Annotated in this window: 10 protein-coding genes; 8 read left to right on the forward strand and 2 right to left on the reverse strand. The window is 71.2% G+C overall.

Going from position 1 to position 12,068, the window contains the following annotated elements; all coding sequences use genetic code 11:
- Window positions 1–74 precede the first annotated feature (74 nt).
- From IQ210_RS02750 to IQ210_RS02775, 6 genes are all read left to right on the forward strand, one after another.
- On the forward strand, window positions 75–1,163 hold the full coding sequence (locus IQ210_RS02750; RefSeq protein ID WP_194076496.1) for a ComEA family DNA-binding protein: 1,089 nt from the start codon (window positions 75–77) through the stop codon (window positions 1,161–1,163).
- Window positions 1,160–3,730: a ComEC/Rec2 family competence protein gene (locus IQ210_RS02755; protein WP_194076498.1), complete on the forward strand. Its 2,571-nt coding sequence runs from the start codon at window positions 1,160–1,162 to the stop codon at window positions 3,728–3,730. Before IQ210_RS02750 ends, IQ210_RS02755 begins: the two co-directional genes overlap by 4 nt.
- A 92-nt stretch (window positions 3,731–3,822) precedes the next feature.
- Window positions 3,823–4,668 (forward strand): arylamine N-acetyltransferase family protein, encoded by an 846-nt coding sequence (locus tag IQ210_RS02760; protein WP_194076500.1) that lies wholly within the window; start codon window positions 3,823–3,825, stop codon window positions 4,666–4,668.
- Window positions 4,669–4,937: 269 nt separating this feature from the next.
- Window positions 4,938–5,183: a hypothetical protein gene (locus tag IQ210_RS02765; RefSeq protein WP_194076502.1), complete on the forward strand. Its 246-nt coding sequence runs from the start codon at window positions 4,938–4,940 to the stop codon at window positions 5,181–5,183.
- Between the two features lie 69 nt (window positions 5,184–5,252).
- A complete protein-coding gene (holA, locus tag IQ210_RS02770) occupies window positions 5,253–6,242 on the forward strand; it encodes a DNA polymerase III subunit delta (protein ID WP_194076504.1) in 990 nt (329 codons plus the stop codon).
- A 99-nt stretch (window positions 6,243–6,341) separates the two neighbouring features.
- Window positions 6,342–6,737: a nuclear transport factor 2 family protein gene (locus tag IQ210_RS02775; RefSeq protein WP_194076506.1), complete on the forward strand. Its 396-nt coding sequence runs from the start codon at window positions 6,342–6,344 to the stop codon at window positions 6,735–6,737.
- Window positions 6,738–6,917: 180 nt separating this feature from the next.
- Here IQ210_RS02775 and rpsT read toward each other — a convergent pair whose 3' ends face one another.
- Window positions 6,918–7,184, reverse strand: coding sequence for a 30S ribosomal protein S20 (rpsT, locus tag IQ210_RS02780; protein WP_059191727.1), 267 nt, complete (start codon window positions 7,182–7,184; stop codon window positions 6,918–6,920).
- Between the two features lie 222 nt (window positions 7,185–7,406).
- Here rpsT and lepA point away from each other — a divergent pair, with 222 nt between their 5' ends.
- The gene (lepA, locus tag IQ210_RS02785; protein WP_194076509.1) at window positions 7,407–9,275 is read left to right on the forward strand and encodes a translation elongation factor 4; all 1,869 of its coding nucleotides are present in this window, start codon (window positions 7,407–7,409) and stop codon (window positions 9,273–9,275) included.
- A 261-nt stretch (window positions 9,276–9,536) separates the two neighbouring features.
- The gene (locus IQ210_RS02790) at window positions 9,537–11,411 is read left to right on the forward strand and encodes an AMP-dependent synthetase/ligase (RefSeq protein ID WP_194076511.1); all 1,875 of its coding nucleotides are present in this window, start codon (window positions 9,537–9,539) and stop codon (window positions 11,409–11,411) included.
- A gap of 78 nt (window positions 11,412–11,489) precedes the next feature.
- Here the strand turns inward: IQ210_RS02790 and IQ210_RS02795 are convergent, their stop codons facing one another.
- Window positions 11,490–12,062 carry a response regulator gene (locus IQ210_RS02795; RefSeq protein ID WP_194076513.1) on the reverse strand — a complete coding sequence of 191 codons (573 nt, stop codon included), beginning with the start codon at window positions 12,060–12,062 and terminating at the stop codon, window positions 11,490–11,492.
- Window positions 12,063–12,068 lie beyond the last annotated feature (6 nt).

A 12,068-nucleotide genomic window follows, 5' to 3' on the forward strand; every position in this document is an offset into this window, starting at 1 on the left:
TCCACAACTGGGTGGTTGTCCCCGGGAATTGAGCAAGATCATCGCGGGTGGGCGATGTGCCCGATCCTCGTCGCATGGCACTTCGATCACGTTCACGCACAGCGACTCCCACCAGTGGGCCGGGCCGTGGCCCCGCCTCGGATGTCCGCAACCGCCATCGCCGCCGTCCTGCGACCAGGGGCGGGGCACGGCAGCGGTATGCGTCGGCCGAGGAGCTTCGGCGGCGCGCGGAGGTCATCTTCGCCGAACGGGCGGGGGAGCGGCGGGAGTCGGGGGTGGGGTCGCCGGGCCGTGATGGGTCGGGCGCTCCGGGGGCGTCGGAGTCCTGGGAGGATCGTCCGTCGGAGTCGCAGACTTGGGTGGACCCGACGCCGGCCTCGGCCTCGACGTCGTCGGGTTCGGACTCGGCGGCTGGGGATTGGCGGGGGCGGGTCGGGCCTGCCCTGCGGGAGCGGATGCCGGTGTGGCTTCAGGCCAGGTGTGGTCTGGAGCGGCGGAGCGTCCTCGCGCTGACCGTGCTGCTCGTGGTCGCGGCCGGTTTCGCCGTGCAGCACTTCTGGAGCGGCCGTACGCAGTCGGTGCGGGCGCCGGAGGTAGTGCGGGCCGCGGTGCCTTTCGAGGAGGGGCGCGAGGAGGCAGGGGCCGGTGCCGCGAGCGGTGCGCCGAGCGTGGCCGGTACGGCGACAGGTACGGCGACGGCGGAGATCGTGGTGGACGTCAGCGGCAAGGTCCGCGAACCGGGGATTCACCGGCTCCCGGCGGGATCGCGGGTGGCCGACGCCCTGCGCGCGGCCGGCGGGGTGCGGCCCGGTACGGACACCACCGGCCTCAACCGGGCCCGCTTCCTGGTGGACGGTGAGCAGATCGTCGTGGGCACCCCGGCGGGGGCGGCGGGAGCAGCAGGAGGGGCGGCCGGAGCGGTCGGAGGGCCGGCCGGTTCAGGTGGTTCCGTGCCGGGGGCCGGGCCCGCTGCGCCCGTCTCCCTCAACACGGCGACCGTGGACCAGCTCGACACGCTGCCCGGCGTCGGTCCGGTGCTGGCCCAGCACATCGTCGACTACCGCACCCAGCACGGCGGTTTCCGCTCGGTGGACGAGCTGCGCGAGGTCAACGGCATCGGGGAACGCCGCTTCGCCGACCTGCGGAATCTCGTACGGCCATGAGTCGTCTCCCAGGACCCTCGACGCGCCCGCCGGCAACGGCTCCTCCGCGCCCTCCTGTGCACGCCACGGCCGGCGCCCGGCTGGGAGCGGCCAACCCGCGGCAGGAAGGACCGACCGATCTACGACTCGTACCGCCCGCGTTGGCCGCGTGGGTAACGGCGGCGTCGACGCTGGACGTCGCGCCGGAGTGGGTCACCGGTGTCGCCGTCTGGTGCCTGGTGGTGGGAGTCGTGCTCCTGCTGTGGCGCAGACGTGCGGGGCGACGGGTGGCGATCGCCGCCGTGCTGCTGTGCGTCGCCGCGGCCGCTGCCTCCGCCGGGCTGCACGGCGCAGACCTGCGCCGGGGGCCGGTTCCCGGCCTGGTGCGGGAGTACGCCACCGTGACCGCGGAGATCGAGGTCACCTCCGATCCCCGGCTCACCCGACCACGGGTCAAGGGGGATCACATGGCCCCGGCCTCCGTGCTGATCGGCGCGGAGGTGCGGCGGGTCGAGGAGGCGGACGGGACGACGGTGGCGACTCGGACGCCGGTGTTGGTGATTGTTGATGTGGGGGCGGGGAGGGACAGGGCTGGCGGTCCGGGAGGCGTGGATGCCGGGTCCGGGGCTGCGGCGTGGCTTCGGTTGTTGCCGTCTGCTCGGGTGCGGGTGAGTGCGCGGCTGGCGCCGGCGATGGTGGAGGGGGATCGGATCGCGGGGGTGGCGCGGGTCTCGGGTCGGGTGGCGCCGGAGGTTGTCGCTGAGCCGTCGGGGGTGCAGCGGTTCGCGGGGCGGCTTCGGGCGGGGTTGCGGGCGGCCACCGATCCGTTGCCCGGTGACGCCCGGGCGCTGTTGCCGGGGCTGGTCGTCGGGGACACCTCGCGGATCACGCCGGAGCTGGACGACGCGTTCAAGGCCACCGACCTCACCCACACGCTCGCCGTCTCCGGGAGCAACCTCACGATCATCCTCGCCCTGCTCATCGGACCGCCCGGGCTGGCCCAGCGCATTGAGCGCAGAGGCCTCGCGCCCCGGCTGGGCATCCCGCTGCGGAGCACGGCGGTGCTCGGCGGAGTGCTCACGCTGGCCTTCGTCGTCGTGTGCCGGCCGGACCCGAGCGTGCTGCGGGCCGCGGCCTGCGGAGCGGTCGTCCTGCTCGCCCTGGCGACCGGACGCCGCAGATCGCTGATCCCGGCGCTGGCGACGGCCGTACTGCTGCTGGTGCTGTACGACCCCTGGCTGGCCCGGAGTTACGGGTTCCTGCTGTCCGTGCTGGCCACCGGGGCCCTGCTGACGATCGGGCCCCGCTGGAGCGCCGCCCTGCAACGGCGGCGGGTGCCTCCGCGGCTGGCCGAGGCGTTGGCCGCCGCCAGTGCCGCGCAGGCCCTGTGCGCGCCGGTCGTGGCGGTGCTGTCGGCGCGGGTGAGTCTGGTGGCGGTGCCGTGCAATCTGCTCGCGGAGTTCGCTGTGGCGCCGGCCACGGTGCTGGGTTTCGCGGCGCTGGCGACGGCGCCCGTGGCGATGCCGGTGGCCAAGGTGCTGGCGTGGTGCGCGAGTTGGCCCGCCGGATGGATCGCGGACGTCGCCCGCACCGGGGCCGCCCTGCCCGGCTCCGGGGTGGACTGGCCGGGCAGCTGGGGCGGGGCGGCGCTGCTCGCGGTGGTCACGGGGGTGGTCGTTGTGGCCGGGCGGCGGTTGCTGCGGCACCCGTGGTGGTGCGGGGCGTGCGGGGTGTTCCTCGTGCTGGTGGTGGTGCAGCCGCCGCCGCTGACCCGGGTGGTCACGGGGTGGCCGCCGCCGGGCTGGCGGTTCGCGGTCTGTGACGTGGGCCAGGGTGACGCGACGGTGCTCGCGGCGGGTGACGGCACCGGTGTGGTGGTCGACGCCGGGCCCGACCCGGCGCTCGTCGACCGGTGCCTGCGCACACTCGGGATCACCAGAATCCCCTTGGTCGTGCTGACCCATTTCCACGCCGACCATGTGGCGGGACTGCCGGGTGTGCTGCGTGGACGGGCCGTGGGCGCGATCGAGACGACCGGGTTCGAAGAGCCCGTGGATCAGGTGGAGTTCGTACGGAGAGAGGCGGAGCGGCGGCACATCCCGGTCACGCACGCGGTCGCGGGGGAGGAGCGGCGGACGGGGGCGCTGGCCTGGCAGGTCGTGTGGCCGCCCCCGAGTTCGCCGCCGGGGGCCGTGGGAGGGCCCGTGACGCCGGAACCGGAAGGGCCGAACGACGCCAGCGTCACGCTGCTCGTGCGGTCGGGCGGGCTGCGGTTCCTGTTGCTCGGCGATCTCGAACCCCCGGCCCAGCAGGCGCTGTTGAGGTCACCGGCGGGCGCGTCGCTGGGCGGCGTGGACGTGCTCAAGGTGGCTCACCATGGCTCGGCCTACCAGGATCCGGAGCTCATACGGAGGGTGGCGCCGCGGCTGGCGCTGATCTCCTGCGGGCGGGACAACCCGTACGGTCACCCGGCTCCCGGCACGGTCGCGGCCCTGCGGGCCCAGGGCGCGGTGGTGCTGCGCACGGACGAGGACGGGGCGCTGGCGGTCGCCGGCACGGAGGAGGAGCTGAGGGTGGTGGGCGGCTGAGGTCCGGGAGGGAGACACGGGAGGGGGTGCCGGATGGCTGAGGTCGGTCGAGGGCGAGGGCGGACGAGGAGGGCGTGGCGGAGACTGAAGGCATGGATTCTGTACAGGTCGACGCCTACCTCCGTCGTCTGGGAGCCGGCCGCCCGGCGAGGCCCACCACGGACGCCCTGCGCGAGCTTCAGCTCCTCCATCTGCGGGCCGTGCCGTTCGAGAACCTGTCGGTGCATCTCGGCGAGGAGATCGTGCTGGAGGAGAAGCGGCTGCTGGACAAGGTGGTGGGGGCGAACAGGGGAGGGTTCTGCTACGAACTCAACGGCGCCTTCGGGGCGTTGCTCGGCGCGCTGGGCTTCGACGTGACGCTGCTCGCGGCCCGGGTGTACGGGGAGGAGGGGCGGCTCGGCATCCCGTACGACCATCTCGCGCTGCGGGTGCGGACGGTGGACGGGGGTGACTGGCTGGCCGACGTCGGCTTCGGGGCGAACAGTCACCGGCCGCTGGCGATCGGGGTGCGGGACGAGCAGGCCGATCCCGCGGGCACCTTCCGGGTCGTCGAGGCGGCGCCGGACGCGGCGGGGGTGCGGGGCGGTGGGGTCGCGGCGGCCGAGGCGGCGGACCTGGACGTCGTCATGAACGGCGAGCCGCAGTACCGCCTGGAGGTCCGGCCCCGGGTGCTCCGTGACTTCGTGGCGGGCGCGTGGTGGCACAGCACGTCGCCGGGGTCGCACTTCACGCGGTCGCTGGTGTGTTCGCGGCTCGCGGAGGACGGGGGCAGGATCACGCTGAGCGGCCGGGGCCTCACGGTGACGGCGGCGGACGGGACGCGTGAGGTGCGGGAGCTGGCGACGGACGAGGAGGTGCTGGCGGTGTACCGGGAGCGGTTCGGGATCGCGCTGGAGCGGGTGCCGGAGGTGCGGGACTTCGGCCGGGCCGGGCGGTGAGCGGCGACGGGAGGGGGCGGTTGTCGGTGGTGCAGGCGCTGCAGGAGGGTGCGGGCCTCGGTGGTGCGGGTGGTGGCCGACGGGCGGCCGTCGGTGGCGCGGCTGTGGCCGACGGGGCGGTCGTCGGTGGTGCGGGTGGTGGCCGGCGGGGCGGTCGTCGGTGGTGCGGGTGGTGGCCGGCGGGGCGGTCGTCGGTGGTGCGGGTGGTGGCCGGCGGGGCGGCCGTCCGTGGTGCGGGTGGTGTCGGGTGGGTGCCGGAGAATGGGCTCGTGAGTGATGTGAGACATGTGCTGGTGCTGCCCGACCGGGATGCCGCGGAGGAAGTGGCGGAGGCGCTCGGGGAGCGGTTCGGGGTGGCCGAGGAGCCGCAGCTGGTGCGGGACGCGTTGGCCGGGGAGGACGACGCGGAGGACGCGCAGTGGCTGGTCGTCCTGCGGGACGAGGAAGGGCGGCTCGACCCTGGGGAGCTGGACGAGTTCGTGGGCGGGTGGGACGGCTGGCGGGAGGAGCCGTAGGGCCCGTGGGGGCCGGGGGGACGGGCGCGGGGGAGTGCGTTGTCAGTGGTGCGTGCCATGCTTGTCGCGATGGCCAGGAAGACTGCGAATGACGACCCTCTCGCCCCCGTGACGCTCGCCGTGGGCCAGGAGGACCTTCTGCTCGACCGTGCCGTGCAGGAGGTGGTGGCCGCCGCCCGGGCCGCCGACGCCGACACGGACGTACGGGATCTGACCCCGGACCAGTTGCAGCCAGGCACGCTCGCCGAGCTGACCAGTCCCTCGCTCTTCGCGGAGCGCAAGGTCGTGGTGGTGCGCAACGCGCAGGATCTGTCGGCCGACACAGTGAAGGACGTGAAGGCGTATCTCGGGGCGCCCGCCGAGGAGATCACGCTGGTGCTCCTGCACGCGGGCGGGGTGAAGGGCAAGGGGCTGCTCGATGCCGCGCGCAAGGCCGGGGCGCGGGAGGTGGCCTGCCCGAAGATGACCAAGCCGGCGGACCGGCTGGCGTTCGTGCGGGGTGAGTTCCGGGCGGCGGGGCGGTCGGCGACTCCGGAGGCGAGTCAGGCGCTGGTCGATGCGATCGGCAGCGATCTGCGGGAGCTGGCGTCGGCCGTGTCGCAGCTGGTGGCCGACGTCGAGGGGACGATCGACGAGGCGGTGGTCGGGCGGTACTACACGGGGCGGGCCGAGGCGTCGAGCTTCACCGTCGCCGACCGGGCGGTCGAGGGACGGGCCGCGGAGGCGCTGGAGGCGCTGCGGTGGTCGTTGGCGACCGGTGTGGCGCCGGTGATGATCACCAGCGCGCTCGCGCAGGGCGTGCGGGCGATCGGGAAGCTGTCGTCGGCGCGGGGTGGGCGGCCCGCGGATCTCGCGCGGGAGCTGGGGATGCCGCCGTGGAAGATCGACCGGGTGCGCCAGCAGATGCGGGGGTGGACGCCGGACGGGGTCGCGTTCGCACTGCGCGCGGTGGCCGAGGCGGACGCGGGCGTGAAGGGCGGCGGGGACGACCCCGAGTACGCCCTGGAGAAGGCGGTCGTGGCGATCGCCCGGGCGGCGCGGTCGCGGGGGCGGACGTAGGCGAAATGGGCCGCTCCTCCGGTGGACCCGGCCTCGGAGGAGAGGAGAATCGTGCGTGTCAGCCGAAATCGCCGAATACACGGAAAGGTGGCGATCGTCATGGCTGAACACCCCCACGCAGCACTGGTCCGCAAGGGCTATGAGGCATTCTCGCGCGGCGACATGGACACCCTGCGCGGGTTGATGACGGCGGACTGTACCCAGCACGTGCCGGGCAGTGGCCCGCTCTCGGGTGACTTCAAGGGACAGGACGCGATCATCGAGATGTACGGGCGCCTGGTCGAGGAGACCGGGGGGACGATGCGTGTCGAACTGCGCCAGACGCTCGTCGACGGCCGGGGCCACGTCGTCGCCCTGCACCACACGACCGCGCAGCGAGGCGGCAAGACGTACGACATGGACGAGGCCATCGTCTTCCGGATCGTGGGAGACAAGGCCAGCGATCTCGACCAGTGCGTCCAGGACATCGACCAGGCCGACGCGTTCTGGGCGTGACCACAGAGCACGCCGAAGGCCCCGGCTTCCGCCCTGGGGAAGGGTGGGTGCTGGGGCCTTCGGTTCACGATGCTGGATCCGCGCCCGCGTGGCGAACGCAGGCCGCGCGCAGATCCGGGGAGCCGGTCGGGAGCGGATGAGAGAGGGCCCGCTCGGGTCCTTCCGGCGTCAAATCAAGTGTCAGCCGTTGAGGCCGGCGACCTTCGAAGCAAGCGCCGACTTCTTGTTGGCGGCCTGGTTCTTGTGGATGACGCCCTTCGAGACGGCCTTGTCGAGCTGACGCGCGGCAGCGCGCTGGTACTCGGTGGCCTTCTCGACGTCACCCGCGGCAGCAGCCTCACGGGCCTTGCGGATCGCGGTCTTCAGGGAGGACTTGACGGCCTTGTTGCGCAGCCGGGCCTTCTCGTTGGTCTTGATCCGCTTGATCTGGGACTTGATGTTCGCCACTGATTGAGCCTTTTCAGGTTCAGGCACGGAACCGCGAGGGATCCGGGCCAGGTGATTTCTTGGGGTGTGCCTCGCGCTGAGAGGGCATGAGACACAGCCACCCAGGCTACCAGGGGCCCGGGTGGTGGCCCAAAACGGTCCCCGGTCGCCCGCCGTGGGACCATGGAGCCTACGTATCGATCCGACCCGAGGCATAAGGCGCCTCAAGAGACAGGACCCTGCGTGCCCGCGACCCCTAACAATGTGCCCGAGCCGAGCCGTACCGACCCGGCTCTGATCCGCAATTTCTGCATCATCGCGCACATCGACCACGGCAAGTCCACCCTCGCCGACCGGATGCTCCAGCTGACCGGTGTGGTCGAGCAGCGGCAGATGCGTGCTCAGTACCTCGACCGTATGGACATCGAGCGTGAGCGTGGCATCACGATCAAGTCCCAGGCGGTGCGTTTGCCGTGGGCTCCGACCCACGACAAGACCGACACGCACATCCTGAACATGATCGACACCCCCGGGCACGTCGACTTCACCTACGAGGTCTCGCGGTCGCTCGCCGCCTGCGAGGGGACCATCCTCCTCGTCGACGCCGCCCAGGGCATCGAGGCCCAGACCCTCGCCAACCTGTACCTGGCGATGGAGAACGACCTCACGATCATCCCCGTGCTGAACAAGATCGACCTGCCGGCCGCGCAGCCCGAGAAGTTCGCCGAGGAGCTCGCCAACCTCGTCGGCTGCGACCCCGACGACGTGCTCAAGGTCTCCGCCAAGACCGGCCTCGGCGTCGAGGCGCTGCTCGACAAGGTCGTCAAGGAGATCCCGCCGCCGGTCGGCGTCAAGGACGCGCCCGCCCGCGCGATGATCTTCGACTCCGTCTACGACTCCTACCGCGGTGTCGTGACGTACGTCCGAGTCATCGACGGCCAGCTCAACAAGCGCGAGCGCATCAAGATGATGTCGACCGGCGCGACCCACGAGCTGCTGGAGATCGGCACCAACTCGCCGGAGATGCTCGGCGCCGACGGCCTCGGCGTCGGTGAGGTGGGCTACCTCATCACCGGTGTGAAGGACGTCCGCCAGTCCAAGGTCGGTGACACCGTCACCAGCCAGCAGAAGGGGGCCACCGAGGCGCTCGGGGGGTACAAGGACCCCAAGCCCATGGTCTTCTCCGGGCTCTATCCGCTGGACGGCTCCGACTACCCCGAGCTGCGCGAGGCCCTGGACAAGCTCCAGCTCAACGACGCCGCGCTGGTGTACGAGCCGGAGACCTCCGCCGCGCTCGGCTTCGGTTTCCGCGTCGGCTTCCTGGGCCTGCTGCACCTCGACGTGATCCGTGAGCGGCTGGAGCGCGAGTTCGGCCTCGACCTCATCGCCACCGCCCCCAACGTGGTCTACCGCGTCCTCATGGAGGACGGCACCGAGCACACGGTCACCAACCCGAGCGAGTTCCCCGAGGGCAAGATCAACGAGGTGTACGAGCCCGTCGTACGGGCCACCATCCTCGCGCCGTCGGAGTTCATCGGGGCGATCATGGAGCTGTGCCAGACCCGGCGCGGCACCCTGCTCGGCATGGACTACCTGTCCGAGGACCGGGTCGAGATCCGGTACACCCTGCCGCTCGCCGAGATCGTCTTCGACTTCTTCGACCAGCTGAAGTCCAAGACCCGCGGCTACGCGTCCCTCGACTACGAGCCCACCGGCGAGCAGGCCTCCAGCCTCGTCAAGGTCGACATCCTGCTGCACGGTGACAAGGTCGACGCCTTCTCGGCGATCACGCACAAGGACGCGGCGTACGCGTACGGTGTGCGGCTCGTCGCCAAGCTGCGCGAGCTCATCCCGCGGCAGGCCTTCGAGGTGCCCATCCAGGCCGCCATCGGCTCCCGGGTCATCGCCCGCGAGACCATCCGCGCCATCCGCAAGGACGTCCTCGCCAAGTGCTACGGCGGTGACATCTCCCGTAAGCGGAAGCTGCTGGAGAAGCAGAAGGAGGGCAAGAAGCGGATGAAGATGGTGGGCTCTGTGGAGGTTCCGCAGGAGGCCTTCATCGCCGTACTGAGCAGTGACGACGCCGCGGGTTCCGGCAAGGGCAAGAAGTAGCGTCGTTTTCCCGTGAAAATAGGGGCCTGTCACGTGTGAGCGTGACGGGCCCCTACGCGTGCGTAACGTCGCGCTCTGTAGGAAGTGACAGGACGTCGCCCCTTACGCAGGCGGCGGTCGCGCTCTACTCTGATCTCCACTCGATAGTTACTCGTGAGTTAAACAACACCCACTCGGGCACACCCCGTGAGTGCCCGGCCCCTCGAGTACACCAGCCGCACTGAGCCAGCCGCCGCACTGTCGCGGGCCCCGGAGGATGTCGTGAGCGACACACAGACCCTGATCGAGAACCGACCGCCGAGCGTGGCGACCCTCTTCCTGGAGCGCGTTGCGGCCACGCCCGACGCGGAGGCGTACCGCTACCCGGTGCCACCGGCCTCCGGTGAGGGCCCCGACGACTGGAAGTCGCTGAGCTGGGGGCAGACCGCCGAGCGCGTCTTCGCCATCGCCGCCGGCCTGATCGAGCTCGGCGTGCAGCCCGAGCAGCGGGTCGCGCTGTCGTCCTCGACCCGCGTCGAGTGGATCCTCGCCGACCTCGGCATCCTGTGCGCCGGCGCCGCCACGACCACGGTGTATCCGCAGACCAACGCCGACGAGTCGGCGTTCATCGTCTCCGACTCCGAGAGCCGCGTCCTGTTCGCCGAGAACGCCGAGCAGCTGGCCAAGGCGCAGGAGAAGCGCGCCGAGCTGCCCGAGCTGACCCATGTCGTCGTCATCGACGCCGAGGGCGTGGAGACCGGCGACTGGGTACTCACCCTCGCCGAGCTGGAGGCCCGTGGCGCGGCCCGCCTGGAGAAGGACCCCGACCTGATCAAGGAGAAGGTCGGCGCGATCACCAAGGACCAGCTGGCCACCCTCATCTACACCTCGGGCACCACCGGCCGCCCCAAGGGCGTACGGCTCCCGCACGACAACTGGGCCTACATGGCCAAGGCGATCGCCGCTACCGGGCTGATCAGCGCCGAGGACGTGCAGTACCTGTGGCTGCCGCTCGCGCACGTCTTCGGCAAGGTCCTCACCTCCGGGCAGATCGAGGTCGGGCACGTCACCGCCGTCGACGGCCGCGTCGACAAGATCATCGAGAATCTGCCGGTCGTGCAGCCGACGTACATGGCGGCCGTCCCGCGCATCTTCGAGAAGGTCTACAACGGGGTCGCCGCGAAGGCCCGGGCGGGCGGCGGCGCCAAGTACAAGATCTTCCAGTGGGCGTCCGAGGTGGCCCGCGAGTACGCCAAGGCCAGCCAGGACAACTTCCGCCGCACCGGCACCGCGAGCGCCCCCTTCGGCCTCTCCGCCAAGCACAAGGTCGCCGACGCGCTGGTCTTCGCCAAGATCCGCGAGGCGTTCGGCGGGAACCTGCGCGCCTGCGTCTCCGGGTCGGCGGCGCTCGCCCCCGAGATCGGGTACTTCTTCGCCGGCGCCGGCATCCACATCCTCGAGGGATACGGCCTCACGGAGTCCTCGGCCGCCTCCTTCGTGAACCCCGGCGAGGCCTACCGCACCGGCACGGTCGGCAAGCCGCTGCCCGGCACGGAGGTGCGGATCGCCGACGACGGGGAGATCCTGCTGCGCGGGCCCGGCATCATGGAGGGCTACCACGGGCTGCCCGAGAAGACCGCCGAGGTGCTGGAGAGCGACGGCTGGTTCCACACCGGGGACATCGGTGAGCTGTCGCCCGACGGGTACCTGCGGATCACCGACCGCAAGAAGGACCTCATCAAGACGTCGGGTGGCAAGTACATCGCGCCGGCCGAGGTCGAGGGGCAGTTCAAGGCGGTGTGCCCGTACGTCTCCAACATCCTCGTGCACGGGGCGGACAGGAACTTCTGCACGGCGCTCATCGCGCTCGACGAGGTCGCGATTCTCGGGTGGGCCGAGGAGAACGGGCTCGGTGGGAAGTCGTACGCGGAGGTCGTGGCCGACCCGGCGACGGTGGCGCTGGTCGAGGGGTATGTGAAGCAGCTCAACGAGGGGCTTCAGCGGTGGCAGACCATCAAGAAGTTCCGGTTGCTGCCTCGGGATCTCGATGTGGAGCACGGGGAGATCACGCCGAGTCTGAAGTTGAAGCGGCCGGTTGTGGAGCGGGAGTACAAGCATCTGATTGACGAGATGTATGCGGGTACTCGCGAGGCGTAGGGGGTGGCGAGGGTTGGTCGGCGGCTGCGGGTGTGCGGGGGCTGGTCGCGCAGTTCCCCGCGCCCCCAAGAAAAAGCCTTAGCCCCGCCCTCTGTTCACAAGTTGGCGTAGCTCCTGGATCCGGGCGCGCAACACCGCCCGGTCCGGGGGGCCCTCCCCCTCCAACTGCTCCTCCAGCTCCGCCAGTCTGCTCGCCACCTCCCCGTACTCCGCCTGGTCCTGGGCCAGCAGGCGCTCCAACTGCTGGTTCTTTCTATGCAGGTCCAGGAACACGCTGACCTTTGCCCTCAGGACCCAGGGGTCGAAGGGCTTGGTCAAGTAGTCGGCCGCGCCGGTCGCGTAGCCGCGGAAGGCGTAGCCGGAGTCGTCCTCCGCGCCGGTCAGGAAGATGATCGGGACGTCCTTGGTCTGGTCGAGCCGTTTGATGTTCGCGGCGGTCTCGAAGCCGTCCATGCCCGGCATGCGGACGTCGAGCAGGACGAGGGCGAACTGCCGGCGCAGCAGCGCCTTCATCGCCTCCTCGCCCGAACGGGCCCGGACGAGCGGCTCGTTGAGGGACCCCAGGACGGCCTCCAGCGCGATCAGGTTGTCCTCCATGTCGTCGACCAGGAGGATGCTGGCGCGCTCGTCGGTCGTTGCCTCAGCGCTCATGGTGAC

The organism is Streptomyces justiciae, assembly GCF_015163075.1.
Lineage (GTDB): Bacteria > Actinomycetota > Actinomycetes > Streptomycetales > Streptomycetaceae > Streptomyces > Streptomyces justiciae.

Bases quoted from the DNA above. Each gene is read 5' to 3' on its own strand.
- holA (WP_194076504.1), top strand. From the start codon at position 5,253: ATGGCCAGGAAGACTGCGAATGACGACCCTCTCGCCCCCGTGACGCTC.
- IQ210_RS02795 (WP_194076513.1), bottom strand. From the start codon at position 12,062: ATGAGCGCTGAGGCAACGACCGACGAGCGCGCCAGCATCCTCCTGGTC.
- IQ210_RS02750 (WP_194076496.1), top strand. From the start codon at position 75: ATGGCACTTCGATCACGTTCACGCACAGCGACTCCCACCAGTGGGCCG.
- IQ210_RS02760 (WP_194076500.1), top strand. From the start codon at position 3,823: ATGGATTCTGTACAGGTCGACGCCTACCTCCGTCGTCTGGGAGCCGGC.
- IQ210_RS02755 (WP_194076498.1), top strand. From the start codon at position 1,160: ATGAGTCGTCTCCCAGGACCCTCGACGCGCCCGCCGGCAACGGCTCCT.
- IQ210_RS02775 (WP_194076506.1), top strand. From the start codon at position 6,342: ATGGCTGAACACCCCCACGCAGCACTGGTCCGCAAGGGCTATGAGGCA.